At 68.0% G+C, this 26409-nt stretch carries 21 protein-coding genes; 13 read left to right on the forward strand and 8 right to left on the reverse strand.

Annotation, left to right across the window (positions count from 1 at the left end; genetic code table 11):
- Positions 1-8 precede the first annotated feature (8 nt).
- The 4 genes from VN11_RS06895 to VN11_RS06910 are packed head-to-tail and all read right to left on the reverse strand — an operon-like array spanning position 9 to position 4705.
- On the reverse strand, positions 9-1043 hold the full coding sequence (locus VN11_RS06895; protein WP_053449218.1) for a Csu type fimbrial protein: 1035 nt from the start codon (positions 1041-1043) through the stop codon (positions 9-11).
- Positions 1040-3418: a fimbria/pilus outer membrane usher protein gene (locus tag VN11_RS06900; protein ID WP_053449219.1), complete on the reverse strand. Its 2379-nt coding sequence runs from the start codon at positions 3416-3418 to the stop codon at positions 1040-1042. Before VN11_RS06900 ends, VN11_RS06895 begins: the two co-directional genes overlap by 4 nt.
- Before the next feature lie 7 nt (positions 3419-3425).
- The gene (locus VN11_RS06905) at positions 3426-4175 is read right to left on the reverse strand and encodes a fimbrial biogenesis chaperone (RefSeq protein ID WP_053449220.1); all 750 of its coding nucleotides are present in this window, start codon (positions 4173-4175) and stop codon (positions 3426-3428) included.
- Positions 4175-4705, reverse strand: a complete 531-nt coding sequence (locus VN11_RS06910; RefSeq protein WP_053449221.1) for a Csu type fimbrial protein — start codon at positions 4703-4705, stop codon at positions 4175-4177. The genes VN11_RS06905 and VN11_RS06910 overlap by 1 nt, the downstream gene beginning before the upstream one ends.
- A 230-nt stretch (positions 4706-4935) precedes the next feature.
- Between VN11_RS06910 and map the strand changes: the two genes are divergently transcribed.
- The 6 genes from map to dapE are packed head-to-tail and all read left to right on the forward strand — an operon-like array spanning position 4936 to position 11808.
- Positions 4936-5721, forward strand: a complete 786-nt coding sequence (gene map, locus VN11_RS06915) for a type I methionyl aminopeptidase (RefSeq protein ID WP_006427380.1) — start codon at positions 4936-4938, stop codon at positions 5719-5721.
- 2 nt (positions 5722-5723) lie between these two features.
- Complete coding sequence (locus VN11_RS06920) at positions 5724-8351, forward strand: [protein-PII] uridylyltransferase (RefSeq protein ID WP_053449222.1); 2628 nt, start codon at positions 5724-5726, stop codon at positions 8349-8351.
- Positions 8351-9412 (forward strand): 2,3,4,5-tetrahydropyridine-2,6-dicarboxylate N-succinyltransferase, encoded by a 1062-nt coding sequence (gene dapD, locus VN11_RS06925; protein WP_053449223.1) that lies wholly within the window; start codon positions 8351-8353, stop codon positions 9410-9412. The genes VN11_RS06920 and dapD overlap by 1 nt, the downstream gene beginning before the upstream one ends.
- A gap of 2 nt (positions 9413-9414) precedes the next feature.
- On the forward strand, positions 9415-10281 hold the full coding sequence (locus VN11_RS06930) for a hypothetical protein (RefSeq protein ID WP_053449224.1): 867 nt from the start codon (positions 9415-9417) through the stop codon (positions 10279-10281).
- A 31-nt stretch (positions 10282-10312) separates the two neighbouring features.
- Positions 10313-10684 carry an arsenate reductase gene (locus tag VN11_RS06935; protein ID WP_174213496.1) on the forward strand — a complete coding sequence of 124 codons (372 nt, stop codon included), beginning with the start codon at positions 10313-10315 and terminating at the stop codon, positions 10682-10684.
- Positions 10681-11808, forward strand: coding sequence for a succinyl-diaminopimelate desuccinylase (dapE, locus tag VN11_RS06940; RefSeq protein ID WP_049456745.1), 1128 nt, complete (start codon positions 10681-10683; stop codon positions 11806-11808). Before VN11_RS06935 ends, dapE begins: the two co-directional genes overlap by 4 nt.
- Before the next feature lie 114 nt (positions 11809-11922).
- On the opposite strand, the gene VN11_RS06945 is transcribed toward dapE, so the two are convergent.
- Positions 11923-12801 (reverse strand): tetratricopeptide repeat protein, encoded by an 879-nt coding sequence (locus tag VN11_RS06945; protein ID WP_053449225.1) that lies wholly within the window; start codon positions 12799-12801, stop codon positions 11923-11925.
- 347 nt (positions 12802-13148) lie between these two features.
- Between VN11_RS06945 and asnB the strand changes: the two genes are divergently transcribed.
- The gene (gene asnB, locus VN11_RS06950; protein WP_053449226.1) at positions 13149-14840 is read left to right on the forward strand and encodes an asparagine synthase B; all 1692 of its coding nucleotides are present in this window, start codon (positions 13149-13151) and stop codon (positions 14838-14840) included.
- 82 nt (positions 14841-14922) lie between these two features.
- On the opposite strand, the gene VN11_RS06955 is transcribed toward asnB, so the two are convergent.
- A complete protein-coding gene (locus tag VN11_RS06955; protein WP_053449227.1) occupies positions 14923-17250 on the reverse strand; it encodes a penicillin acylase family protein in 2328 nt (775 codons plus the stop codon).
- 123 nt (positions 17251-17373) lie between these two features.
- Between VN11_RS06955 and bfr the strand changes: the two genes are divergently transcribed.
- Positions 17374-17862, forward strand: a complete 489-nt coding sequence (gene bfr, locus VN11_RS06960) for a bacterioferritin (RefSeq protein ID WP_004151115.1) — start codon at positions 17374-17376, stop codon at positions 17860-17862.
- 319 nt (positions 17863-18181) lie between these two features.
- On the opposite strand, the gene parC is transcribed toward bfr, so the two are convergent.
- Positions 18182-20425, reverse strand: a complete 2244-nt coding sequence (gene parC / locus VN11_RS06965) for a DNA topoisomerase IV subunit A (RefSeq protein WP_053449228.1) — start codon at positions 20423-20425, stop codon at positions 18182-18184.
- 60 nt (positions 20426-20485) lie between these two features.
- The gene (locus VN11_RS06970) at positions 20486-21367 is read right to left on the reverse strand and encodes a helix-turn-helix domain-containing protein (protein ID WP_180878278.1); all 882 of its coding nucleotides are present in this window, start codon (positions 21365-21367) and stop codon (positions 20486-20488) included.
- A 172-nt stretch (positions 21368-21539) separates the two neighbouring features.
- Between VN11_RS06970 and emrR the strand changes: the two genes are divergently transcribed.
- From emrR to VN11_RS22830, 5 genes are read left to right on the forward strand one after another with little or no spacing between them, the layout of a single operon-like run.
- Positions 21540-21983, forward strand: coding sequence for a multidrug efflux system transcriptional regulator EmrR (gene emrR, locus VN11_RS06975; RefSeq protein WP_005408766.1), 444 nt, complete (start codon positions 21540-21542; stop codon positions 21981-21983).
- A complete protein-coding gene (gene emrC / locus VN11_RS06980; protein ID WP_053449230.1) occupies positions 21980-23473 on the forward strand; it encodes a multidrug efflux transporter outer membrane subunit EmrC in 1494 nt (497 codons plus the stop codon). The genes emrR and emrC overlap by 4 nt, the downstream gene beginning before the upstream one ends.
- An 11-nt stretch (positions 23474-23484) precedes the next feature.
- Positions 23485-24666, forward strand: coding sequence for a multidrug efflux MFS transporter periplasmic adaptor subunit EmrA (emrA, locus tag VN11_RS06985; protein ID WP_053449231.1), 1182 nt, complete (start codon positions 23485-23487; stop codon positions 24664-24666).
- 7 nt (positions 24667-24673) lie between these two features.
- Positions 24674-26263 (forward strand): multidrug efflux MFS transporter permease subunit EmrB, encoded by a 1590-nt coding sequence (emrB, locus tag VN11_RS06990; protein ID WP_006427717.1) that lies wholly within the window; start codon positions 24674-24676, stop codon positions 26261-26263.
- Between the two features lie 13 nt (positions 26264-26276).
- Positions 26277-26408: a hypothetical protein gene (locus VN11_RS22830; RefSeq protein ID WP_265349064.1), complete on the forward strand. Its 132-nt coding sequence runs from the start codon at positions 26277-26279 to the stop codon at positions 26406-26408.
- Position 26409: the final 1 nt, after the last annotated feature.

Raw genomic sequence — 26409 nt, forward strand, 5'->3', positions numbered from 1 at the left:
CACGCGCGTCAATAGGTGATCGTCACCTGCACCAGATCGTTGTAGGTGCCGGCAGGGGGCTGGCCGGTGACCGGCGGCACCCGGCCATAGATGGTCAGCTGCTGCGCGCTGCCACTTCCGGTGCCGCCAACGGTATCAACGTTGAGGGTGTTGCCCCAGCGCAGGCTGCGCGCCGCATCGCGGTACAGCTCATAGGTGAGGTAGTAGGTGCCGGTGCCAAGGGTGGTGGCCATGCGCCGCGTGCTGGTGGCGGCGGGGTTGTTCTGGCCGTTGTTCAGGCTGATCTGGTAGGCGGTGTTCTTCAGGCAGGTCAGGGTCAGCGTGGCGGTCTGGTCGATGTTGGCGGGAATGCCGCCGGTGACGTTGCCGAAGTTCATGTTGGTGGTGACATAGCTGCCGCACTGCGGCAGCACGTTGGCGGTGGCGGTGAAGCTGAACGCGGCGCTGGCGCTGTTGGTGCCGGTGGCGCCGCCATTGCAGGTGGCCGGCACGGTGGCGGTGCCGAGCAGCACTTCGTTCCAGGCCCAGGTCAGGACCACGCTGGCGCCGCTGAAGGTACTGCTGTACGCGCCCGAGGCCAGGATCTGATTGGCCGGGATCTGTGCGAACAGCTGCGTGGCCTGCGTGCCGTTGCCGCCGGTCAGGGGCACGTTGTAGGTCAAGGTCAGTTCCTGCGCGGGCGGCGTGCCGCGCGGGGTCAAGCCGGTCACCTGGCTGAAGTTGGAGGTGTTGTAGAGCTGGAAATTCATGCTGTCGCTGGTGCCGGTCTTCATCGTCCGCCAGCTGGCGCTGCTGCCGCCACCGCTGCCGGCACCGATGCCCACGCACACCCGCACCCCGGTGGTGGCCAGCAGGCTCAGCGCGGAGGTGGTGCAGTTCACCGTGATGTTGAGCGTGCCCGTGGTTGCGCCCGGCGCATTGCTGTTGACGTTGCCGAAGGGCAGTGTCGGGTCGGCGATGGCCGTGCAGACCGCGATGGCGCGCGCCGGTGCCGCGGCCAGCAGCCCAGCCACCAGCAGCAGGCCAAGCAGCAGCATTCTCATGGCGCCACCTCCGGGATGCAGTGCAGCGGTGCCGGCTGCGGCCGGGCGCCGGACGCCACCACCCTGGGCAGGTCGGGCACCTTCAGCCGGCACTGGCCGCGGCTGGTGGTGACGTACAGCATGCTGCCGGCGGCCACATCCTCGAGGTAGAGCAGGCCGTCATAGCCAACCGTCGCCTGGCGGCCATCGGGCAGCTGCACTTCGCTGCCGACCTCCAGTGGTTGGCCGTCCATGCCCAGCAGGGTCAGGCTCAGCGAGGGCCGCGATCGCAGCTGGAACGTGACCCGGGTGCCCGCGCGCTGGCGCGGCGTCACCCAGTCCTCGATGCGGTCGGCGCGCATGTCCTCGGGCAGGTCGAGGGTGTCGATCGAGACCCGGTTGCGCTGCCACGACAGCAGCGGGCTGACCAGCAGCAGGCCGCGATCATCGGTGACGCCGATCAGGCGGTTCTCCAGTCGTACCGGCACGCCGCCGACGCCGTTGGTGCTGATCACCGCGAACGCGTCGGAGACCTCGCGGGTGGCGAAGGCGTGCCCGCCCATCCAGACCAGGCTGCCGCTGGCACTGGCGTAGGCATAGTTGAGGCCGCCCTGGCGCGATGCACCGAACGAGTAGCGGCCGACGTCGTTGAGGATGCCGACCTCGGCCAGGCCACCATTGCCGTCTTCGCCATGACGGACCTGGGCGCGCCAGCCGACACCGCCGGCACTGCCATCGCCCGGCACGGGCTGGGTGACGTCGGCCACCCAGCTCTGGCTGTCGCCATTGCGCTGGCTGGACAGGCTGGCCTGGCGGTTGTTGCCGAGACTGGCGGTGACCGACAGATAGATGCTGCGGTCGTCGCTCTGGTCCAGGTTCTGGTTCACCGACAGGTAGGCCGACCAGCGCTGGCTCCAGGTGCGCGACCAGAACAGGCTGGCGTAGCGGTTGTCCTCGCCATCGGGATAGCGCAGGCGCAGGTAGCTGGCGCTGAGCGTGCCCAGCCGCAGCAGATCCATGCCGACCGTGGCCTGTTCGCTGATGCTCGGCGGCAGGTTGCCCTGCAGCGCGCCCAGATCGCGGTAGTCGCCGTGGCTGCGCACGCTGCGCAGGTTGACGTTGAGGCGGCGGTTGTTCCAGCTGTAGCCCAGCGCCCATTGCCCGCCCTGCAGGCCGTGGTAGTCGCTGTGCGCGTAGGCGGCATTGAACACGCCGGCACTGCCGAGCAGCCACCAGCCGCCGAGGCCGGCCTGGGCCAGGCCACCGCCGCCTTCGGCATGTGCTTCGCCGGTGAATGCATCGCTGACGCCGCCGCGCCAGCTGGCGCTGGCAACCGTGCGGTCGTCGTAGGCGAACGAGCGCTGGCCGAAGTCTTCGCGCAGATGGCCAACGCCCAGCGACCAGTCCGACAACCCCTTGGCCAGCAGCTGCTGGGTGCCATAGAAGCTGAAATCCAGCGTCTGCATGCGGCCGAACGCATCGGTCACCACCACCTGCGCGCTGCCGGTACCGCTGATGCCGGGTTGCGCGGCCAGCTGGAACGGGCCGACCGGCACCTGGCCACTGTATTGGCGCAGGCCATCGACATACAGCTCGACCGTGGAGGGCACCACCGCCTGGCCGAGGAAACTGGGGGTGGGGGTCAGCACGCGATAGGGCTGCAGGCCATAGTTGCGGCCGATCTGCAGGCCGCCCAGGCGCACCGGCCGTGTCCAGTCGACGAAGCCGCTGTAGAAGTCGCCAACCTCCAGGGTCATTGCCTGGTCGGGGAAATCCAGGCTCCAGCGCGTATCCAGGCGCACGCTCTCGCCGCGCCAGCGGCGGTCGCTTGGCTGCTGGTAGCGACGGCTGATCGCGGTGTTCTCGAAGGTGCCGTTGCCGATGCCGAACAGGCGCAGTTCCGAGCTCAGGCTGAGGTTGCCGAGCTTATCCACCCGGCTGCCATACACGTCGTAGTTGAACAGCACGCCGGGCGACGCACTGCCAGCGGGTGCGCGCGCCTGCGGGCGGCTGAGCACGGTGGTCGGCAGGGTCAGCTGGTCCAGCGGTACGTCCAGTGCCAGGGTCTGCATGTGGGCGTCATAGCGCACCACCGCGCCGCTGATCTGGTCCAGGTACACCGGCGCGTCGCCGCTGGCATTGAAGCCAAGCTGGCGCAGCACTTCGGGGCTGGCCTGCAGGCGGCCGCGATTGTCGGTGAATGGCAGCAGGCCGCGTGGCGTGCTGTTGAGCGATACGTCCAGGTACAGCGTCTGGCTGGCGGTGAGCGGGGTGGGCGGCGGCAGGATGGCATCGGCGGACACGCCGGATACATCGGCAGCCCCGGTGGCCCCTGCGCCGGACACATCGGCGGCTTCGGTCGCCGCAGGAGCCAGGGCAGCAAGCAGCGCGCCCATCAACGCCTCAGCGAGCCGGTGGTGGCGACAGTGGCGTCTGTTCCGACTCGCCATTGAGCTTGGCCGTGATCTGGTCGTTTTCGCGGTCGATTGCCGTGCGTTCGAGCGGCCAGCGCATCACCTGGCCGGGCAGTACGTAGCCCAGCAGGCCGGGGTGCACGATGCGCGGGCGCTTGGCACTGCCCAGCGCGAGGTCGGCGATCTGTGCGTAGCTGTCGCCGGAATTGGATACCTCCACGCCGTCGCGGCCATCGTCAAGCCGCACCAGCCGGGCCTGCAGCCGTGCGGCCAGCTTGCCCGACGCCGGTTGCACGAATACCGGGATCGAATAGCGCAGCACGAACTGCATGCCGTCGGTGCGGGTGGACAGGTCCGGCACCTCGTCCACGATCAGCCGGTAGTACTGCTGGGCCGGCGGCGGCTCACGGGTGGGCCGCATCACCCGCACCAGCTGCTGCTGTCCGGCCGCCAGTTCCTGCATCGGCGGGGTGGCGACCAGTTCATCGGTGGGCAGCAGCTGTTCCTGCCCGTTCTGCTGGACCCAGCGGAACACACGCACCTGCAGCTTCACTGGTGATGTGCCGCTGTTGGTCAGCCACAGCTCGCCGGCGCGTTGGCGGGCTTCCAGCTGCAGGCTGGTGGGGGCCACCTGCAGGCTGGTGGCGCCTGCCGTGGAGGCTGCCAGCAGGCAGAGGGCGAGCAGCGCCACGCCGGTGGCGCGCCACGGGCGGGATCCGGCCATGCGGGCGTGCTCCATCAATACGTGATCGTGGCGGTGACCGTATCCAGGTAGTTACCGGTGGCCGGGTTGTTGGTGCTCAGGTTCAGGATCTGGCCGTAGACGATGTAGGGCACCGCCAGGCCAGTGCCGATGCCGGCCTGGGTGTTGGTGCCGGTGGTGGCCCCCCACACCAGCGTGTGCGCGGCATCCTGGTACAGCTGGTAACCGACATAGTTGTTGGCGGTCACCGCGGCGTTGGTGTTCTTCATCCGGCGGGTGGTGACGTCATTGGCGGTACTGGCGTTGGCGCCCGCATTCAGCGAAATCGTGTACGGGGTCAGCGCCGAGCACTGCGCGGTCACCGTGCCCTGGCCCAGGGTGGGCGTGGCGGTGGTGGAGGCGGCGGTGCCGAAATCCACGTTGGTGGCCGCCGCGGCGGTGATGGTGCAGGCCTTGGTGACCACCAGGGTGACGTTGAAGGTGGTGGTGTCGGCGGCCAGCACCGGGCTGGACATCAGCAGCCCGGCCAGGGTCCAGGCCAGCGGGGATCGAACTGGGGATCGCATGGACAACCTCCCTGACCCGAAGGTCTGTTGAACAAGGCGAAGACGGCACGATCGGTGCCGCTTTGACGACGCTGGGGCCAGCTTAGGCAGCGCAAGTGTCTGTAATCCGTGATAAATAGGGACCCGAAAGGGCGGAGTTCGTCACGCTTTCACTTTCCTTGCCGGAACCGTGCATGGCCCGGATCGCCAGTTGGGTGGCGTTCGTTCAGATTGCGGCCGGATCAGCGATAATGGGCGCCATGAGCGTGAATCTGAAAACCCCGCAGGAAATCGAGATGATGCGCATCGCCGGCCGCCTGGCCAGCGAAGTGCTCGACATCGTCACCCCCCACGTCAAGCCCGGTGTCACCACCGAGGAACTGGACCGCATCTGCCACGACCACATCGTGAACGTGCAGGGCGCCATTCCGGCCAACGTTGGCTACCGCGGCTTCCCCAAGACCGTGTGCACCTCGGTCAACAACGTCATCTGCCACGGCATCCCCAGTGAAGGAAAGGTGCTCAAGGATGGCGACATCGTCAATATCGACGTCACCGTCATCAAGGACGGCTGGCACGGCGATACCAGCCGCATGTACTTCGTCGGCACGCCGTCGGTGATGGCGCGCCGCCTGGTGGAAACCACCTACGAAGCCATGTGGCGCGGCATCCGCGCGGTGCGTCCGGGCGCCACCCTGGGCGACATCGGCCATGCCATCCAGAGCTATGCCGAAGGCGAGCGTTTCAGCGTGGTGCGCGAGTACTGCGGCCACGGCATCGGCAAGGTCTACCACGACGAACCGCAGGTGGTGCATTACGGCCGCCCGGGCCAGGGCCTGGTGCTGCAGCCGGGCATGACCTTCACCATCGAGCCGATGATCAACGAGGGCACCCGCTACAACAAGGTGCTGCCGGACGGCTGGACCGTGGTGACCAAGGACCGCAAGCTGTCGGCGCAGTGGGAGCACATGATCGCGGTCACCGAGACCGGCGTGGATGTGCTGACCCTGTCGCCGGGCGAGTCGCAGGTCTCCTGAGGATGCTGCCGGCGAGTTCGCTGCTGGACACGCCGGCCGCGTCGCTCAACGACCCGGACTGGGCTGCTGCCGCGCGCCAGGCGCTGCAGCAGGCCGACGCGCGCCTGTACCGCCGCTTCGACCAGGGCGACAACATCGAGCGCCTGCTGGCGCTGCGCGCACGCGCAGCCGACCATCTGATCCGCCTGGCCTGGCAACGCTGCCTGCCGGCCGACAGTGGCCTGTCGCTGTTTGCGGTGGGCGGCTACGGCCGCGGCGAACTGTTCCCGCGCTCGGACATCGACCTGCTGGTGTTCGGCGAGCCGTCGGCGCAGCTGGCCCACGAGCCGGCACTGGCGCGCCTGTTCGCGCTGCTGTGGGACTGCGGATTGGCCGTCAGCCATGCGGTGCGTTCGGCATCGCAATGCCGCGAGGCGGCGGCCGACCAGACCGTACTGACCGCGCTGATCGAGGCGCGCCCGATCCTGGCCGAAGAGGCCACGCGTCGCGCCCTGCGCGAGGCCATCGATGATCGCGAGTTGTGGCCGGCGCGTACGTTCTTCCTGGCCAAGCTGGAAGAACTGCGCAACCGCCACCAGCGCTTCGGTGATACCGCCGACAACCTGGAGCCGGACCTGAAGGATGGCCCCGGCGGCCTGCGCGATCTCAATACGCTGGGCTGGATGGCGCTGCGCGCCTTCGGCGTGCGTGACCTGGAGGCGCTGGTCGGGCTCGGCCACCTGGGCGCCGATGAAGCGGCCGCGCTCAAGCGCGAACGCGCGGTGCTGGCGCGGCTGCGCTTCGGCCTGCACCTGGTGGCGCGCCGCCCGGAAGAGCGCCTGCGCTTTGATTACCAGAAGACCCTGGCCGCGCGCCTGGGCTTTGAGGACGACGCCGAGAACCTTGGTGTCGAAAAGATGATGCAGGGCTTCTATCGCGCCGCACTGGTGGTGCGCCGGATCAGCGACCGCCTGCTGCAGCGCTTCGAGGAACAGTTCGATGGCGAGGCGCAGCCGGAACCGCTGACCGTGGGCTTTTCCCTGCGGCGCGGCTACCTGGCGGCCAATGATGCCGACTGGCCGCGCGGCGACATCGGCCAGGTATTCGCGCTGTTCGCCAGCTGGGCCAACAATCCGCAGGTGCGCGGCCTGCATTCGCTGACCGCACGCGCGCTGGCCGAAGCGCTGCCCGTGCTGCCGGCCTACGACGTGGCCGACGCCGATGCGCGCGAGCAGTTCCTGGCGTTGCTGCGTGGCCAGCGCCCGGTCGACACGCTTTCGCGCATGGCGCGGCTGGGCGTGCTCGGGCAGTGGATTCCCGCGTTTGCCCAGGTCAGTGGGCGCATGCAGTTCGACCTGTTCCATGTCTACACCGTCGACCAGCACACGCTGATGGTCCTGCGCAACATCGGCCTGTTCGCCAGCAGTCGTGCCGACGAGCGATTCTCGATCGCGCACGAAGTGTGGCCACGCCTGCGCAAGCCGGAACTGCTGCTGCTGGCCGGCCTGTTCCATGACATCGCCAAGGGCCGTGGCGGCGACCATTCGGAGCTGGGTGCGGTGGACGCGCGCGCGTTCTGCCAGGCCCATGTGCTGAGTGGTACCGATACCGAGCTGGTGGCATGGCTGGTCGAACAGCACCTGCGCATGTCGGTGACCGCGCAGAAGCAGGACATCGCCGATCCGGTGGTGATCCATCGCTTCGCCACCCTGGTCGGCAGCCGCGACCGCCTCGACTACCTGTACCTGCTGACCTGTGCCGACATCGCCGGCACCAGCCCGAAGCTGTGGAACGCGTGGAAGGACCGCCTGCTGGCCGATCTCTATTTCGCCACCCGGCGCGCGTTGCGCGAAGGGCTGGAACACCCGGTGCCAGCGGCCGAGCGCGTGGCCGAGGCGCGTGACAGCGTGCGTGCGCTGGTGCGCGAGCAGGGCTACGACGATGCCACCATCGACCGCCAGTTCGCGGTGATGCCCGATGAAGGTTTCATCCGGCTGCGGCCGGAGCAGCTGGCCTGGCAGGCGGCCGCGCTGGTGCCGGTGAAGCAGGGCCAGGCGCTGGTGAAGGTGCGCCGGATCAGCGTCGACGACCCGGCACTGGAAGTGTTCGTGCATTCGCCGGACCGCGACGGCCTGTTCGCCGCCATCGTGATGACCCTGGACCGCAAGGGCTATGGCATCCACCGCGCGCGCGTGCTGGATGGCCCTGCCGACACCATCTTCGATACCTTCGAGGTGAACCCGGCCGATACCTTCGCCGATGGCAGCAGCGCCAACCTGGAGGCTGCGCTGCGCGAGGCGCTCAGCGGTGACCTGACCCGCCTGCGGCCTTCGCGCCGGGTGGTGCCACGGCAGCTGCGCCATTTCCGCTTTGCCCCGCGCATCGAGTTCCGCGATGAGCCCGGCGCGACCCGTTTTGCCCTGGTCGCCCCCGACCGTCCCGGCCTGCTGGCCGACGTGGCGTTCGTGCTGCGCAACCAGGGCCTGCGCGTGCATGACGCGCGCATTGCCACATTCGGCGAACGCGCCGAAGACACTTTCGTGATCAGTGACGAACACGACCTCCCCCTGACTGAACCTGCCCGGCAGCAGCTGCATGACGCGATGCTGGCCTGCCTGGACCCTGATCGAAACGCCGGAGACCCCGCCTGATGGCCACCAAGCCCGCCAAGAAAACCGCCGCGACCCCGAAGAGCGCAGCGGCCAAGAAACCTGCCGCCGTGCCGGCCGCGAAGAAGGCTGCCGCGCCGAAGAAGGCCGCTGCGGTGAAGGCCCCGGCGAAGAAGGTGGCTGCACCGAAGAAGGCCCCGGGCAAGAGCGCCGAAGCCGCGCGCGCCGAAACCATTGCCCGCAAGTCGCTGCGCAAGCCGGCCGCGCCGGGCGTGGAAGAGCTGAAGTTCGGCATCGAGAGCGCCTTCGAGCGCCGCGCCACGCTGACCCTGCATGAGCTGGAAGGCTCGACCAAGCCGCTGGTGAACCGGGTGATCGATGGCCTGGAAAGCGGTGAGTTCCGGGTTGCCGAGCCGGACGGCCATGGCGGCTGGAAGGTCAACGAGTGGCTGAAGAAGGCCGTGCTGCTGTACTTCCGCGTCAACGACATGGCGGTGGTCGATGCGCGCCCGGCGCCGTTCTGGGACAAGGTCGAATCGCGTTTCGCCGGCTATGACGAAGCGAAGTTCCGCCGTGGCGGCGTGCGCGTGGTGCCGGGTGCGATCGCCCGCCGCGGCACGTACTTCGGCAAGGACGTGGTGCTGATGCCGAGCTTCACCAACATCGGTGCCTACGTCGGCGAAGGCACCATGGTCGATACCTGGGCCACCGTCGGCTCCTGCGCGCAGATCGGCCAGCACTGCCACCTGTCCGGCGGCGCCGGCATCGGCGGCGTGCTGGAACCGCTGCAGGCCAGCCCCACCATCATTGAAGACCACTGCTTCATCGGTGCGCGTTCGGAAGTGGTGGAAGGCGTCGTGGTCGGCCACCACAGCGTGATCGGCATGGGCGTGTTCCTCAGCCAGAGCACGCGCATCTACAACCGCGCTACCGGCGAGATCAGCTACGGCTACATCCCGCCGTACAGCGTGGTGGTGTCCGGTTCGCTGCCGAGCAAGGACGGTACCCACTCGCTGTACTGCGCGGTGATCGTCAAGCAGGTCGATGCGAAGACCCGCAGCAAGACCAGCGTCAACGACCTGCTGCGCGGCCTGGCCGACTGAAGGTGACGGCGCCGGAAGACCTGGCGCAGTCCGCGATCTACCGGCATCCGTCCGACACCCTGTTCGGGCGGATGCTGCCTCGCCTGCTGCACGCCCCACGCTGGACCCGGCTGCGGCGTGCGCTGTCGCGGCGCTGGCCGATACCGGCGCTGGTCAGCGACGTGCGCGACGTGGTGTATGTGAGCTGGTGGGTCGATGTGCGCCATGCACCGCCACCGCCGCCGGGCCATCACTACGTCGTGCATGAAGGGCGTACGCCGTACACCATCCTCAGCTATCGCCATGGCCATTTCGGGCCCGGCATGGCCGGACCGCTGCGCGCGCTGATGCCCTCGCCACGCCAGAGCAACTGGCGCTGGTACCTGCGCCGGGACGATGCTCCAGACGGGACGCCGGTGGTGCTGTTCGACCGCAACGTGATGGACCAGCTGGCCTTCGTGGCCGGTGCACGCGCGTTCAGCGATGCGATGCAACCCCACCTGTCCACGCGGTTCGAACACCAGATACGCGCCGATGGCGGCGGGCAGACCTGGATCGAAGGCGGGCAGGGCAGTGCCCCGGCGCTGCATCTGCAGTGGCGCGCCGCCGAAGGCTGGAACCCTTCGGCATGGGCCGGGTTCTGCGATGGCCATGACGCGCGGTTGCGATTCCTGACCTGCCAGGACGAGGCCATTGCACGTACCTGCGATGGGCGCTGGGCCAGCACCCGCATCGATCTGCCGGTGGATACCACCCAGCTGCAACCGCTGCAGCTGGAGGGCGGAGCGCACTGTCCGCGCCTGCAGGCGATGGGCGTGAACCTGGCCGAAGGGCTGGCGCTGCGGCTGCCGGCGGTGCCGTTCCGGGTCGTGTCCGAGCGCCTGTTGTGAGATTCTGGCCCTCTGTTTTCCAGCATCACAGATGGCCATGAGCACCACTGTCTACGGTTTGAAGAACTGCGATACCTGCAAGAAGGCGACCAAGTGGCTGGACCGCTTCGGCGTGCCGTACACCTTCGTCGACTACCGCGACAATAAGCCCAGCCCGGAAACCCTGCTGGAATGGGCCGCGCAGCTGGGTGGCCTGGCGGCGATGGTCAACAAGTCCTCCACCACCTGGCGGCAGCTGCCGGACAACCGCAAGGCGGCCGACTCGGATGCCGAGTGGAAGCTGCTGCTGCGTGAGTACCCGCAGCTGATCAAGCGCCCGGTGGTGGTAACCGCCGACGGCACGGTCAGCCAGGGTTTCAGTGACAACGGATTCAAGGCGCGCTTCGGCGTGGGCGGCGCATGAGTGCCGTCCTCGACCTGACCTGCGAGCTGATCGCACGCCCTTCGGTGACGCCGGACGATGCCGGCTGCCAGGCGTTGCTGGCGGCACGCCTGAAGCAGGCTGGGTTCCACTGCGATCACCTGCGCCTGGGCGAGGTCGACAACCTGTGGGCGACCCACGGCCATGGCGCGCCGGTGCTGGTGCTGCTGGGACACACCGACGTGGTGCCGCCCGGCCCACGCGAGGCATGGGCGAGCGACCCGTTCACGCCGACAATCCGTGACGGCGTGCTGTATGGCCGTGGCACGGCCGACATGAAGGGCAGCGTGGCTGCGTTCGTGGTCGCCGCCGAGCAGTTCGTGGCCGCGCACCCCGATCATCCCGGCACGCTGGCGGTGCTGTTGACCAGCGACGAAGAAGGCGACGCGATCGATGGCGTGCGCCATGTGGCACGGCTGTTCGCCGAGCGTGGCCAGCGCATCGACTGGTGCATCACCGGTGAGCCTTCGTCGACCGCGACGCTGGGTGACCTGCTGCGTGTCGGCCGTCGCGGCAGCCTGTCGGCCAAGCTGCGCGTACAGGGCGTGCAGGGGCATGTGGCGTACCCGGAAAAGGCGCGCAATCCCATCCACCAGGCCGCGCCGGCACTGGCCGAACTGAGTGCGCAGCGTTGGGACGAGGGCTACGAGAGCTTCCCGCCGACCAGCCTGCAGATCTCCAACATCCACGCCGGCACGGGGGCCAACAACGTGATTCCCGGTGAGTTGGAGGTGGACTTCAACATCCGCTACAACCCGCATTGGGACGCGCCGAAGCTGGAGGCGGAGATCGCCGCACTGCTTGACCGGCATGGCCTGCAGTACACGCTGAAGTGGCATCGCAGCGGCGAGCCGTTCTACACCCCGGAAGGTACCTTGCGCGCCACTGCGCGTGCCGTGCTGGCCGAACACATCGGTCGTGCGCCGGAGGAAAGCACCGGCGGTGGCACCTCCGACGCGCGCTTCATCGCACCGCTGGGTGCGCAGTGCATCGAAGTAGGGCCGGTCAACGCCAGCATCCACCAGGTGGACGAGAACGTGCGCGTGGACGAGCTGGAAGCACTGCCGGGGCTGTACCAGCGGCTGGTGGAACGGCTGCTGGTGTGAGGAGGGTGGGTGCCGGCCGTTGGTCGGCACACCTCCGGCTGAGGCTGCTTTCCTGTAGAGCCGAGCCATGCTCGGCTGACTTTCCTGGCAGAAGCAGCCGAGCATGGTTCGGCTCTACTCTGAAAAAATGAAGAACGGCGGCTCGATCGCCTTCTTCCAATAGCTCGGCGCGGCCATGTAGAAGTGCTGCGCCTCGGCCCTGGCGAACCATTGCGACGCTGCATCGGCATCCTTCTCCACGCCCGGTGCGCTCCGCCCCAGCAACAGCCCTGCAAAGTACTGGCCGAACACGTTACCCTGCTCACCGGCGCTTTGGTACAGCTGCAGGGCGCGCGCAGGATCGCGCGGCAGGCCCACGCCTCTTTCCAGCAGCGCGCCCAGGTCCACCTGCGCTTCGGCATCGCCGCGCTCGGCGCGTCGCTGGATGCGGGCCACCAACGGGTGCACGGTGCCGGCCTGCGCGGCCACCGCATCCGGCAGTCGTGAGGAACGGCTTGGATAGCGGTGGTAGATCATCGCGCGCAGGTCCCAGCGCAACGCCAGCTGCGCGTCGCTGCGCGCGCGATAGGCAGTGGCGAGTTCATGGAACGCGTAGGGATTGCCGTGGTTGGCCGCTGCCAGGTAGGCGCGTTCGCCACGTCGCCACGACGCACGCAGAACCGGTGCAGGATCGATATGGGGGCTGTCGGCATGCCGCAGCGTGCCGGACGTCCAGATCCGGCCCAGTGCTTCTTCCGCCTTGGTGTTGTGGAAGGTCCAGGGCGTGATCGCGGCGGCGCGCTCGTAGTACGTGATCGCACGCGGATCGTTGAAGTGCTCGAAGGTCTGCGCGGTGTCCCAGGCACCGTCGAAGCTGCCGTCGGTGCCGCGTTGCTCCAGGCTTTGCAGCTGGGCTGGCGGCAGGGGCGAGGGCGGGGGCACGGTCTGGCATGCGGCCAGGCCCAGGCAGAGCAGGGCGGCCAGCGCCCCGGTGCGTCCATTGCTGTGTTGCATTCCAGTTACACATTTCGGGGTGGGCCATTATGCGCCGCCAGGCGGTCCGGCTGGTTGCCGACGCAACTGTTGCACCGTGCCGGAAACCGGGGTAGGGTCGATGCCATGTCGATCCACTTGGCCACCGCCGTCAACAACAACAACCGCAATAATCTGCGCGCGAATAATCGTGCGCGGCCGATGCGGGACTGCGCCCTGGGTAGATAGACAGCAACATACGCCCGGACACCAGAAAACCCGCATCGGCCGATGCGGGTTTTTTTGTGCCCGGGCGCAGCCCCACCCGGGCCTGGATGGCCGGTCGAACACCTTCCCACCCCGTGAATTCCCCCAACAGGAGCTCCGCCATGTGTTCGATCTTCGGAATCTTCGGCCTGCAGGCCGGTGACGATCTTCCTTCCCTGCGCCGCCACGCGCTGGAACTGTCGCAGCGCCAGCGCCACCGCGGCCCGGACTGGAGCGGCGTGTACCTCGACGAAGGCGCACTGCTGGTCCACGAGCGGCTGGCCATCGTCGATCCGGCCGGCGGCTCGCAGCCGCTGCTGTCGGCCGATGGCCAGCTGGCGCTGGCGGTGAACGGCGAGATCTACAACCACCAGCAGCTGAAGGCCGCGCTGACCGCCGCCTATGACTTCCAGACCGGCTCGGATTGCGAAGTGATCAACGCGCTGTACCGCCAGGGCGGATCGCCGGCGCAGTGGCTGGAGCAGCTCAACGGCATCTTTGCCTTCGCGCTGTGGGACCGTGACAGCGGCCGCGTGCTGGTGGCGCGTGACCCGGTCGGCGTGGTGCCGCTGTACTGGGGCCATGATGCGCAGGGTCGCCTGCGCGTGGCCTCGGAAATGAAGGCGCTGGTGGACACCTGTGCAGACGTCGCGCAGTTCCCGCCGGGCCACTATTTCGACAGCGCCAGCGGCGAACTGGTGCGCTATTACCAGCAGCCGTGGCGCGAGTACGCGGATGTGCAGGGCCGCCAGGCCGACCTGGCCGAGCTTCGCCAGGCCTTCGAGCATGCGGTCGAACGCCAGCTGATGAGTGACGTGCCGTACGGCGTGCTGTTGTCCGGTGGCCTCGATTCCTCGCTGGTCGCCGCCGTGGCTGCGCGCTATGCACGCCGTCGCATCGAGGACGGCGGCCAGACCGAAGCCTGGTGGCCGCGCCTGCATTCATTCGCGATCGGCCTGAAGGGCTCGCCCGATCTGGCGGCCGCAGCGATTGCCGCCGAAGCGCTGGGCACCGTGCACCACGGCTTCGAATACACCTTCGAAGAAGGCCTGGATGCACTGCCGGAAGTGATCCGCCACATCGAGACCTATGACGTCACCACCATCCGCGCATCGACGCCGATGTTCCTGCTGGCGCGGCGGATCAAGGCGATGGGGGTGAAGATGGTGCTGTCCGGCGAAGGCAGCGACGAGATCTTCGGTGGCTACCTGTACTTCCACAAGGCGCCGGATGCGCGCGAATTCCACGATGAACTGGTGCGCAAGCTCGATGCCCTGCACAACTACGACTGCCTGCGCGCCAACAAGTCGATGATGGCCTGGGGCGTGGAGCCGCGCGTGCCGTTCCTGGATCGCGAATTCCTCGACGTGGCGATGCGTTTCGACGCCGCGCACAAGATGGTCGGCGCCGGGTTCGGTGGCCGTCGCATCGAGAAGGCGGTGCTGCGCGAGGCGTTCGACGGCTACCTGCCGGACAGCATCCTGTGGCGGCAGAAGGAACAGTTCAGCGATGGCGTCGGCTACGGCTGGATCGACGGGCTGAAGGCGCATGCCGAAGCACAGGTGAGCGACCGTGTGCTGGCGGCCGCGGACAAGCGCTTCGCGCACAACCCGCCGCAGACCAAGGAGGCGTACTACTACCGCCACCTGTTCGAGCAGTTCTTCCCCAGTCGCGCAGCTGCCGAGACGGTGCCGGGCGGCAAGTCGATCGCCTGTTCGTCGCCGGCGGCGATTGCATGGGATGCCAGCTTCGCGGCAGCGGCCGACCCGTCCGGTCGTGCGATTGCCGGCGTGCACGAACAGGCACTTGCCTAGCGCCGGCGGTAGTGCCGGCCGCTGGTCGGCAATGGCGGGGTCAGATTCCTTCTCCTTTGGGAGAAGGATCTGGCCGCGATCGTCAACGTGCAGGCACCAGCGTCATCACATGCTGGGCCTTGCCCGGCAGGAACGGGGTGGGTCGGCCATGCACCCAGTCTTCATGGCCGGCCCCCCAGTAGGGGGACAGCGGATGGCCGCTCTGGCCGCCGGGCATGTGCACGATGCCATCGGCCTCGTGGCCTGGCGAGACCACCATCCGCTCGGAGGCGCCGAAATTCGGCGTCTGCACGCGCGGCATGTCGCGGTCGCCGGGCAGGCGATCGGCCGGCATGCACAGCCAGCGCTTTGCGAAGTCCGGCAGCGCGCGTGCGATCGGATGGCAGATCGCCGCGGTGTTGCGTTCGCCCCAGCTGCGCTGGGCCAGCGGGCCCTGTTTGGACAGTTCGGCCTCGGTTCGGCGTGCCGCATCGTTCAACAGCGCATCCCAGCTGTCGAAGGCGGGGGGCAGCAGGTTGGCCGGGCGCTGCTGCAGCATCGGCCAGGCGACGCCTTCCAGCTGCGCCAGCCGCGGGTCCAGGTAGTCCTCTCCCAGTCGAGCGTTGGCCGGGGCCAGTAATGCGTCAGACAGCGTCTGCATTACCTGCGAGCGGAACTCGCGCACCACCCGGTAGCTGACCGAGCTGGACGAGGCGCGGCCGCCCCATTGATGGCTGGCCTCTCCCAACCGCTTCAGCGCGGGATCGTCACTGCGTTCGATAACGTCATGCAGCAGTGCCCACCAGCGCTGCAGGAACACCGCACGGTCGTCGAGCTGGATTGCCAACAGGTCGTGCTCGTCGAAGCGCTCCTGGATGGCCAGCAGGTCGCGGATCTGCCGCGCACGGGCGCCGAGGTCATAACCACCATGGCCGACGCTGGCCAATGCCTCGCCGTCGAGGACGCGGCCGTTGGCGGTCCACAGGCGATGGCTGGGTGGATCAATCAGTGCCGGTGCGGCGTCGCTGCGGATCGGCCAAGGCGCGCAGTCCTGGTTGCTGGCGGCGTTGAAGCCGGCCGGTGCGCAGCCGGGACCGCGGTCGGGGCGGGCGCCGATCAGGCGCCAGGCGATGCGTCCGCTGCGGTCGCCGATCACCAGGTTCTGCGCCGGGATGCCGGCCTGGTCGGCGAAGTGCAGGGCGGCTTCCAGATCGCCGGCACGAGCCAGGTCACCAAAGTCCAGGCGCACTGCACCCGGCAGCTGCGCGACCCAGCGCAGGGCATCGCCGCTGCCATCGGCATGCGTGTGCAGGATCGGTCCCCAGGCGGTTTCGCGCACCGGGAACAGCACGTCGGCCTGGCCCGCCACCGCGATGCGCTCGTCGTGCACGGTGACCGCCGCGTTGGCCGGTTCAGTGCGGTAGTCCGCCGTGTCGATGTAGCTGTTGGTGAAGCCCCAGGCAACGTGCCCGTTGCTGCCGACGATCACCGCCGGCAGGCCGGGCAGCGAGAAACCGGTGACATCGACCTGGCCGCCTGCGGCCTGCGGGTCGGGGTAGCGCAGGCGCACGCGGAACCACAGCCCCGGCGCGCGCAGTCCCAGGTGCATGTCATCGGCGACGATGGCGCGGCCGTCGGCGGTCAGTGCACCGGATACGGCGAAGTTGTTGCTGCCGACCGCATCGGCCTCTTCCTGCCTGGTGCCCGGCTTTCCCTGCAATGTGCGCAGATCGAGCTGGCTGGCGTCGGGCAGCACGGCGTTGCCGGTTGGTTCGCCGAACAGGGGCGCATCCCATTCGCTGCCATCGTGGGCGAGCAGGGCGTACAGCGCCGGCGGCACCACCGCGCGGATGCGGCTCAACGCCAGCTCGGTCTGGTTGCCCGGATCCTGCAGGTCGGCGTACATGGCCAGCCCGGTGAGCACGCTGTCGCTGGCCCGCCAGGGTTGCGGCGCCTGGCGCAGCAGCAGGTACGCCCATGGCCGCACCGGAAGTCCGGCCAGTCCCTCATTGACGCCGGCGACGTAGGCGCCCACGGCCTCGCTGTTGCTGCCCAGCGCGGCCTGCATGTTCGTCTCGGTACGCGCGCGCAGGCGATGCACGCGCATGCGCTTGTCGGCGTCGACGGCCTTCGGCCCGAACAGCGCCGACAGCTCGCCCGCGGCACTGCGCCGCATCAGGTCCATCTCGAAATAGCGTTCCTGCGCATGCACGCGGCCCAGCGCACGCATCGCGTCGGCCTGGCTGCCGGCGGTGATGGTGACCACGCCCAGCGCATCGCGCTCGACGGTGACCGGCTTGGCCAGGCCCGGCAGCGCATGCTCGCCGTCCAGGTCGGCCAGGCTGCCGCGCAGCAGCAGCCACAGCACCAGAACGGTGGCCAGCACGATGGCGATCAACACGCCCAGCACCCAACGCCATGTACGTCGCATCGCACGTCCTTTCCACGCTCGAGGGTCGATTGTAGCCGCAGGCGCAACTGCGACTGATTCCGATTAGATCACCGTCGCCGGAAATGCGTCACCCTATGCCGCATCGATTCACAGGAGCCCCCCATGAAAGGCAACCCGGACGTCATCGCCTGCCTGAAGGAACTGCTGCGCGGCGAGCTTGCTGCCCGCGACCAGTACTTCATCCATTCCCGCCGCTACGAGGACCAGGGCCTGTTCGCGCTGTACGAACGCCTGAACCACGAGATGGAAGAAGAGACCCAGCACGCCGACGCGCTGCTGCGCCGCATCCTGTTCCTGGGCGGCGACCCGGACATGCGCCCGCATGCCACCGAGCCGGGCAAGACCGTGGAGGAGATGCTGCAGAAGGACCTGGATACTGAATACGCGGTTCGGAACAATCTCGCCGCCGGCATGAAGCTGTGCGAAGAGAAGGGTGACTACGTCAGCCGCGACATGCTGCTGGCGCAGCTGAAGGACACCGAGGAAGACCATGCCTGGTGGCTGGAGCAGCAGCTGGGCCTGATCAAGCGCATCGGCCTGGAGCTCTACCAGCTGAGCAAGATCGACGGCAACGGCGCCCCGGCGCACTGAGCCGCAGGCGCTGGGCAATTCCCGGCGACCACCCGGTAGAGCCGACCGCTGGTCGGCTGCTCTTCAAAAGACAGCCGACCAGCGGTCGGCTCTACCAGAAGAAGCACAAAGTTCTGTCGCCCGCCAGCACCGGAGCACCGCCAGCCAGCCTTCGCCCGCCAGCTGCTCCACCGCCCGCCAGCCGACAACGAAAAAGCCGGGGCATGCCCCGGCTTTTTCGTGTCTGACGTCCCTGGATTCCGGTAGTGCCGGCCGCTGGCCGGCAACGTTGGATCCGAGCAACATTCAGCAGTTGCCGGCCAGCGGCCGGCACTACCGGTCACTCCACCGACAGGCCTTCCACCTTCTGCCAGCCACGCGGCAACAGGTGGCCGCGGGTGGCGCGGGCGCCGAGATAGGCGTCCAGCTCGTTGAACTTCAGGCCCATGGTGCGCTGGCCGCTGCGCACCTGCAGGGTCTGGCCCGGGCTGATCGCCACGATCGCCACGACCCGCTCGGTGGCGAGCTTGGCCTTGGGGATCTCGATGATCTTGTTGCCCTTGCCCTTGTCCAGTTCCGGCAGGTCGTTGGCGGCGATCGCCAGCAGGTTGCCCGAGCTGGTCACCGCCACGATGCGATCAGTGGCGACGTTGGCAACCACCGAAGGGATCAGCACCGACGAGCCGGCCGACAGGTTCAGCATCGCCTTGCCGGCCTTGTTGCGGCCGATCAGGTTCTCGAAGCGGGTGACGAAGCCGTAGCCATGGCTGGAGGCCAGCACGAAGCGGGTGTCCGGTTCGGCGCTTGCAAGGGTGACGAAGCTGGTGCCCGGCGCCGGCGAGAAGCGGCCGGTCAGTGGTTCACCGTTGCCGCGAGCGGACGGCAGGGTATGCACCGGCGTCGAGTAGGCGCGGCCCTCGCTGTCGAGGAACGCGACCTGCTGGGTACTGCGCGCGCGCACCGCGCCCTGCAGGGCGTCGCCATCGCGGTAGGACAGGGCGGACGCATCGACGTCGTGGCCCTTGGCGGCACGGATCCAGCCCTTCTCCGACAGCACGACGGTCATCGGCTCGCTCGGCACCAGCTCGGTCTCGTCGATGGCCTGCGCGGCCTGGCGCTGCACCAGCGGCGAACGGCGTGCGTCGCCGAACTTCTTGGCATCGGCGGTCAGTTCGTCGCGGATCAGCTTCTTCAGCTTGGCCTTGCTGTCGAGGATGCCAAGGATCTTCTCGCGCTCCTTGGCCAGCTCGTCCTGCTCGCCGCGGATCTTCATCTCTTCCAGGCGCGCCAGCTGCTTCAGCTTGGTTTCCAGGATGTACTCGGCCTGGTCGTCGGACAGGCCGAAGCGCGCGATCAGCGCTGCCTTCGGTTCGTCCTCGGTACGGATGATGTGGATCACCTCGTCCAGGTTGAGGAAGGCGACCAGCAGGCCTTCCAGCAGGTGCAGGCGGCGCTCGACCTTCTGCAGGCGGTGCTGCAGGCGGCGGGTGACGGTATTGCTGCGGAAGGTCAGCCATTCGCTGAGCAGCATCTTCAGGTTCTTCACCTGAGGACGGCCGTCCAGCCCGATCACGTTGAGGTTGACGCGGTAGCTGCGCTCCATGTCCGTGGTCGCGAACAGGTGGCCCATCAGCTGTTCGGCGTCGACGCGGTTGGAGCGCGGCACCAGCACCACCCGCACCGGGTTGGCGTGGTCGGACTCATCGCGGATGTCTTCCAGCCACGGCAGCTTCTTGGCGCGCATCTGCGCGGCGATCTGCTCGATCACCTTCGACGGCGACACCTGGAACGGCAGCGCCGTGACCACGATGTTGTTGGCTTCCTTGGTGAAGGTCGCACGCGCACGCACGCTGCCGTTGCCGGTCTCGTACATGTTCCGCAGATCGCTGGCCGCGGTGATGATCTCGGCGCTGGACGGGTAGTCCGGGCCCTGCACGTGTTCGCACAGGTCGCGCACGCTGGCCTCGGGGTTGTCCAGCAGGTGCAGCAGCGCGCTGACGATCTCGTTGAGATTGTGCGGCGGCACGTCGGTGGCCATGCCCACGGCGATGCCGGTGGTGCCGTTGAGCAGCAGGTGCGGCAGCCGCGCCGGCATCCAGGTCGGTTCCTGCAGGGTGCCGTCGAAGTTCGGCGCCCAGTCGGTGGTGCCCTGGCCAAGTTCGCCCAGCAGCACTTCGGCGATCGGGGTCAGCTTGGATTCGGTGTAACGCATCGCCGCGAACGACTTCGGGTCGTCGCTGGAGCCGAAGTTGCCCTGGCCCTCGATCAGCGGATAGCGGTACGAGAACGGCTGGGCCATCAGCACCAGCGCTTCGTAGCACGCGCTGTCGCCGTGCGGGTGGTATTTACCGATGACGTCACCGACGGTGCGCGCGGACTTCTTCGGCTTGGACGCGGCATTCAGGCCCAGCTCGCTCATCGAATAGATGATGCGGCGCTGCACCGGCTTCAGGCCGTCGCCGATGAACGGCAGAGCGCGGTCCAGGACCACGTACATCGAGTAGTCGAGGTAGGCGCGCTCGGCGTACTCGCGCAGCGGCAGTTGTTCGAATCCGTGGAACACGGGGCGGGCAAGTTCGGTCATGCGGCGTTGTTACCTGTTGTCGGGAGGCGGCGACGGCGGTCGCCGCTCGCAATCCTGTGATTATCCGGATGCGGCGGGGGATGCCAAGCCGCGCGCAGGGTCCAGCCCGGTTTCCAGGCCATGCCCGGCGCGTGCCAGGTAGCGCCCGGGTGGCAGCCCGAAGTGGCGGCGGAACACGGTGACGAAGGCGCTGGCGCTGCTGAAGCCCAGCGCATGGGCGATATCGGCCACGCTGCGGCCGTCGGTCAGCTGGCGCAGGGCCTCGGACAGGCGGGCCTGCTGCCGCCACTGGGCGAAGCTGAGGGTGGTCTCGTCGCGGAAGTGGCGGGTAAGGCTGCGCGGGGAAAGCCCGGCCCAGTGCGCCCATTCGGCCAGGCTGCGCTCGTCGGACGGGTCGGCCAGCAGCTGTGAGGCGATCTTCAGCAGGCGCCGGTCATGCGGCATCGGCAGGTGCATGCGCTGGCGTGGCGCGGTGCGGATCTCGTCCAGCAGCACGTCGATGATGTGCTGGCGTTCGGGCGTGGTGGCATAGCCCAGCGGCCATTCGCAGATGCGGTCGGCCAGCGCCTGGGCCAGCTTGGACAGGCCCAGCACGCACGGATCGGAGGGCAGGGTGGAGCAGGCAGGCGCTGCCAGGGCCATGCCCCATCCGCGCAACGGCCCGTCGAGGGTGACCGTATGCGGCTCCAGCGGCGGCATCCAGCCGGCCGAACCCGGCGCCAGTGACCAGGTGCCGTGCGAGGTGCGGGTGGTCAGCAGGCCGCGCTCGACACAGATCAGCTGCGCGCGCTGGTGGTGGTGCCAGTCCACTTCGCGGACCAGGCCCTGCGGGCTGTCGAAGCGGAAGGCGACGACCGGTGGGCCATCGTTGCGCTCGAACCAGTCCAGCGCGTCGTCACGCAGCAGGCGCTTGGGAGGGGGGATTTCTGCCTTGTTCATCATATCCGCTGGCTGAAATGTGTCATCCATTGGCTGGATTGTACTACCGGGCCACCTGACCAGATCATTAAGGTAGGCGCCTTCACTGATCGAGCCCGCTGCTGCAACACAGCATTCGATGCCAGATCGAATATTTCCATTGAGAAATATTTTTTTTGGAAGAGAATGCTCCCCCATGATCTGTCCTGCAACCACTCCCCCCAGCTTCGGCCTGCTGCTGCGCCAGGTGCGCGACGGCCTGGTCCGCCAACTCGACGCGTCCATGGCTGAAGAAGATCTGGGCATCGGCTTCACCCACTACATCGGGCTGAAGGTGCTTTCGCACATGGCCCCCTGTACCGCCAACGAACTGGCCCAGGCCATCGACCAGGTGCCCAGTGCGGTCACTCGCCTGCTGGACAAGCTGGAAGCGCTGGGCTGCGTCCGCCGCGAGCCGCATGCGCAGGACCGGCGTGCACTGCAGATCGTGCTGACCGACGAAGGCCGCGCGCTGTGGGCGCGGCTGAAGCTGCGCGGCGATGCGGTGATGGATTACGCGCTGCGTGATCTTTCCGCCGATGAGCGCACGCTGCTGCTGTCCCTCCTTACCCGAATCCGCGATTCACTGACGACCCCATGAACCCGATCCCGCATCCCACTCTCCGCCGGTCCGGGCGCGCGCTGCTGGTGTCAGCGCTGGCCCTGGCCCTGGCCGCCTGCGCCAGCAGCCGCGGCCTCACCCCGCAGGGCCACGTGCTTGAGGTGGACAGCCTGCACAGCGAACGCACCCTGGCCGACACCGACCTGAGCGCCACCGGTTTCCCGGCGCAGGACTGGTGGAAGGCACTGGGCGACGCGCAGCTGGACGCGCTGATCGCTGAAGGCCTCGCCGGCCACCCGAGCCTGGACGCCGCCGATGCACGCCTGCGCCAGGCCCAGGCCCAGGTCGGCACCGCACGTGCCGATCAGCTGCCCAGCCTGTCGGTGTCCGGTGGCTACACTGGCCTGCGCCTGCCCGAATCGATGGTCGGCAGCGAGATGGGCGGCCGCTACGGCGGCAGCAGCCAGGTTGCCTTCGACTTCAGCTACGGCGTGGACCTGTGGGGCGGCAAGCGCGCGGCCTGGGAAGCGGCCGTGGATGGCGCGCATGCCGCCACGGTCGAAGCCCAGGCGGCACGCCTGAACCTGTCCACCGGCATCGCCCAGGCTTACGCCGACCTGGCCTACGCCTGGCAGCTCAATGACGTGGCCGAGGAAGAACTGACCCGCTCGCAGAAGTCGCTTCAGCTGACCCGCCAGCGCCGCAGCGCCGGCATCGACAGTGACCTGCAGGTGCGCCAGGCCGAGGCCCGCGTGCCGGCCGCGCAGCAGCAGGTGCTGGCCGCGCAGCAGCGCATCGACGCTGCCCGCACCGCGCTGGCCGCGCTGGTCGGCAAGGGGCCGGACCGGGGCCTGTCGATCCAGCGCCCGCAGCCGTTGAACCCGATGGCACTGCAGCTGCCGGGCGTGCTGCCGAGCGAACTGCTTGGCCGTCGCCCGGATATCGTGGCTGCGCGCTGGCGCGTGGAAGCGGCCGACAAGCAGATCAAAGTTGCCAGGACCAAGTTCTACCCAAGCTTCAACCTGACTGCGCTGGCCGGCGTGGTCGCCCCGAACGTGGGCGACCTGCTGAAGAGCAGTTCCACCTTCGCTTACATCGGCCCGGCGCTGAGCCTGCCGATCTTCGAAGGCGGCAAGCTGCGCGCCAACCTGGCCAACACCGATGCGCAGTACGACCTGGCGGTGGCCAACTACAACCAGGCCGTGCTCGACGCATTGCGCGACGTCGCCGACCAGGTCAATGCGGTGCGTTCGCTGGCACAGCAGGCGCACGCGCAGCAGCAGGCCGTGGACACCGCACGTTCGGCCTTCGACCTGGCCCAGCAGCGCTACCGCGCCGGCATCGGCAGCTACCTGGACGTGCTGACCGCGCAGTCCACCCTGCTGCAATCGCAGCAGCAGCTGGCCGGCCTGCAGTCGCAGCAGGTGCAGACCTCGGTGCGCCTGAGCAAGGCCTTGGGCGGTGGTTTCCAGCCCGCTGACGCCGACCGCGCCCCGATTGCCTCCCATTCCGATTCCTCGCATTCCTGAAGACCTCCGCCATGAGCCAGACCCAAGACACCGCGGCCCCGGCCGCCTCCAACCGCCGCGGCAACCTGCTGCGCGGCCTGTTCGTGATCGTCGTGCTGCTGCTTGCCGCACTGGCGCTGTGGTACTTCATGTTCGGCCGTTGGTTCGAAGAGACCGACGATGCCTACGTGCAGGGCAACCAGGTGCAGATCACCCCGCTGGTGGCCGGTACCGTGGTCGCCATCAACGCCGATGACGGCATGCGCGTCGAGCGCGGCCAGCTGCTGGTGCAGCTGGACCCGTCCGACACCTCGGTGGCGCTGCAGCAGGCCGAAGCCAACCTGGCCAAGACGGTGCGCCAGACCCGCGGCCTGTACCGCAGCGTGGAGGGCGCGCAGGCAGACCTGAATGCCCGCCAGGTGACCCTGAAGCGCGTGCGCGACGACTTCGCCCGCCGCAAGGACCTGGCCGCCACCGGTGCCATCTCCAACGAAGAACTGGCCCATGCCCGCGATGAGCTGGCGGCCGCCGAAGCGGCCGTGGCCGGTTCGCGCGAGACCGTCGAGCGCAACCGCGCGCTGGTTGACGACACCGTGATCGCCACCCAGCCGGACGTGCAGGCGGCCGCCGCGCAGCTGCGCCAGGCCTTCCTCAACAACGCCCGCGCCGGCATCGTCGCGCCGGTCACCGGCTATGTTGCCCGTCGTTCGGTGCAGGTCGGCCAGCGCGTGCAGCCGGGCAATGCCCTGATGGCCGTGGTGCCGACCGAGCAGATGTGGGTCGAGGCCAACTTCAAGGAAACCCAGCTGCGCCACATGCGCCTGGGCCAGGAAGTGGAGCTGAAGTCCGACCTGTACGCCGGTGACGTGAAGTACAAGGGCCGCATCCAGAGCCTGGGCCTGGGCACCGGCTCGGCGTTCTCGCTGCTGCCGGCGCAGAACGCCAGCGGCAACTGGATCAAGATCGTGCAGCGCGTGCCGGTGCGCATCGCCATCGATGCCAAGCAGCTGGCCGAGCACCCGCTGCGCATCGGCCTGTCGATGAAGGCCGAAGTGAGCCTGCGCGACCAGAAGGGTGAAGTGCTGCCGAGCACCCCGGCCAAGGGCACGGTGTTCGACACCGACGTGTATGCCAAGCAGCTGCATGATGCCGATGAGGTGATCCACACGATCATCCAGGGCAACCTGCCGCAGCAGCAGGCGAAGGTGGGCTGAGGTCGCCATGTCCGCACAAGCTCCAGCCGCGCCCGGTGCTCCGGGCGCCCCGGCGGCGCCGGGTGCGGCCTCCGGGTTCCTGCCGCCCAGCGTCGCCCTGTGCACCGTGGGCCTGGCGATGGCGTCGTTCATGCAGGTGCTCGACACCACCATCGCCAACGTCTCGCTGCCGACCATCGCCGGTAATCTCGGTGCCAGTTCGCAGCAGGCGACCTGGGTCATCACCTCGTTCGCGGTCAGCACGGCCATCGCGCTGCCGCTGACCGGCTGGCTCAGCCGCCGCTTCGGAGAGCGCAAGCTGTTCGTCTGGGCCACGCTGGCCTTCGTCATCACCTCGCTGCTATGCGGCCTGGCGCAGAGCATGGGCATGCTGGTGGTATCACGCGCGCTGCAGGGCTTCGTGGCCGGCCCGATGTATCCGATCACGCAGTCACTGCTGGTCTCGATCTATCCCCGCGAGAAACGCGGGCAGGCGCTGGCGCTGCTGGCGATGATCACCGTGGTGGCGCCGATCTGCGGCCCCATCCTCGGTGGCTGGATCACCGACAACTACAGCTGGGAATGGATCTTCCTGATCAACGTGCCGTTGGGCATCTTCGCCGCGCTGGTGGTGGGCAACCAGCTGAAGGGGCGCCCGGAGCAGATCGAGAAGCCGAAGATGGATTACGTCGGACTGATCACCCTGGTGATCGGTGTTGGCGCGCTGCAGCTGGTGCTCGACCTGGGTAACGACGAGGACTGGTTCTCGTCGATGAAGATCGTGGTGCTGGCCTGCGTGGCCGTGGTGGCACTGACGGTGTTCCTGATCTGGGAGCTGACCGACAAGGATCCGATCGTCGACCTGAAGCTGTTCCGCCATCGCAACTTCCGCGCCGGTACGCTGGCGATGGTGGTGGCCTATGCGGCGTTCTTCAGCGTGGCCCTGCTGATCCCGCAGTGGCTGCAGCGTGACATGGGTTACACCGCGATCTGGGCGGGCCTGGCGACCGCGCCGATCGGCATCCTGCCGGTGATCATGACCCCGTTCGTGGGCAAGTACGCATCGCGCTTCGACATGCGCATGCTGGCCACGGTGGCCTTCATCGTGCTGTCGATGACCAGCTTCCTCCGTTCGAACTTCAACCTGCAGGTTGACTACATGCACGTGGCCGGCGTGCAGCTGATCATGGGTATTGGTGTGGCGCTGTTCTTCATGCCGGTGCTGCAGATCCTGTTGTCGGACCTGGATGGTCGCGAGATCGCGGCAGGCTCGGGCCTGGCGACGTTCCTGCGTACGCTGGGTGGCAGCTTTGCGGCGTCGCTGACGACGTGGCTGTGGGCGCGGCGCACCCAGGTGCACCATGCCGACCTGACCGAGCACATCTCGGCCTATCAGCCGGGCATGCAGGACCAGGTGGCGGCAATGGGGCAGGGTGATCTGCAACATGGCGCGGCGGTGCTGAACAACATGATCAACCACCAGGCATCGCAGATGGGCTTCAACGACATCTTCTTCCTGCTGGGTTGGATCTTCCTGGCGATCATTGCCTTCCTGTGGCTGGCCAAGCCGCCGTTCGGCGCCGGTGCAGGTGCGGCCTCGGCCGGTGGCGGGCATTGACCGACCAGTGTTGATGAAAAACAAAACCCCGCCGCAAGGCGGGGTTTTTGTTTGCAGCCTCATCGTGATGCATGCACGCGTCGCGTTGATGTGCCTGGATGACGGCATGAAAAAACCCGCTTGCGCGGGTTTGATCATTTGCTGAG

The organism is Stenotrophomonas maltophilia (assembly GCF_001274595.1).
GTDB classification, from domain to species: domain Bacteria; phylum Pseudomonadota; class Gammaproteobacteria; order Xanthomonadales; family Xanthomonadaceae; genus Stenotrophomonas; species Stenotrophomonas forensis.

Bases quoted from the DNA above. Each gene is read 5' to 3' on its own strand.
- emrA (WP_053449231.1), top strand. From the start codon at position 23,485: ATGAGCCAGACCCAAGACACCGCGGCCCCGGCCGCCTCCAACCGCCGC.
- map (WP_006427380.1), top strand. From the start codon at position 4,936: ATGGGCGCCATGAGCGTGAATCTGAAAACCCCGCAGGAAATCGAGATG.
- VN11_RS06895 (WP_053449218.1), bottom strand. From the start codon at position 1,043: ATGAGAATGCTGCTGCTTGGCCTGCTGCTGGTGGCTGGGCTGCTGGCC.
- VN11_RS06955 (WP_053449227.1), bottom strand. From the start codon at position 17,250: ATGCGACGTACATGGCGTTGGGTGCTGGGCGTGTTGATCGCCATCGTG.
- emrB (WP_006427717.1), top strand. From the start codon at position 24,674: ATGTCCGCACAAGCTCCAGCCGCGCCCGGTGCTCCGGGCGCCCCGGCG.
- parC (WP_053449228.1), bottom strand. From the start codon at position 20,425: ATGACCGAACTTGCCCGCCCCGTGTTCCACGGATTCGAACAACTGCCG.
- bfr (WP_004151115.1), top strand. From the start codon at position 17,374: ATGAAAGGCAACCCGGACGTCATCGCCTGCCTGAAGGAACTGCTGCGC.
- emrC (WP_053449230.1), top strand. From the start codon at position 21,980: ATGAACCCGATCCCGCATCCCACTCTCCGCCGGTCCGGGCGCGCGCTG.
- dapE (WP_049456745.1), top strand. From the start codon at position 10,681: ATGAGTGCCGTCCTCGACCTGACCTGCGAGCTGATCGCACGCCCTTCG.
- VN11_RS06970 (WP_180878278.1), bottom strand. From the start codon at position 21,367: ATGATGAACAAGGCAGAAATCCCCCCTCCCAAGCGCCTGCTGCGTGAC.
- VN11_RS06935 (WP_174213496.1), top strand. From the start codon at position 10,313: ATGGCCATGAGCACCACTGTCTACGGTTTGAAGAACTGCGATACCTGC.
- VN11_RS06945 (WP_053449225.1), bottom strand. From the start codon at position 12,801: ATGCAACACAGCAATGGACGCACCGGGGCGCTGGCCGCCCTGCTCTGC.
- asnB (WP_053449226.1), top strand. From the start codon at position 13,149: ATGTGTTCGATCTTCGGAATCTTCGGCCTGCAGGCCGGTGACGATCTT.
- VN11_RS06910 (WP_053449221.1), bottom strand. From the start codon at position 4,705: ATGCGATCCCCAGTTCGATCCCCGCTGGCCTGGACCCTGGCCGGGCTG.
- dapD (WP_053449223.1), top strand. From the start codon at position 8,351: ATGGCCACCAAGCCCGCCAAGAAAACCGCCGCGACCCCGAAGAGCGCA.
- VN11_RS22830 (WP_265349064.1), top strand. From the start codon at position 26,277: ATGAAAAACAAAACCCCGCCGCAAGGCGGGGTTTTTGTTTGCAGCCTC.
- emrR (WP_005408766.1), top strand. From the start codon at position 21,540: ATGATCTGTCCTGCAACCACTCCCCCCAGCTTCGGCCTGCTGCTGCGC.
- VN11_RS06905 (WP_053449220.1), bottom strand. From the start codon at position 4,175: ATGGAGCACGCCCGCATGGCCGGATCCCGCCCGTGGCGCGCCACCGGC.
- VN11_RS06920 (WP_053449222.1), top strand. From the start codon at position 5,724: ATGCTGCCGGCGAGTTCGCTGCTGGACACGCCGGCCGCGTCGCTCAAC.
- VN11_RS06900 (WP_053449219.1), bottom strand. From the start codon at position 3,418: ATGGGCGCGCTGCTTGCTGCCCTGGCTCCTGCGGCGACCGAAGCCGCC.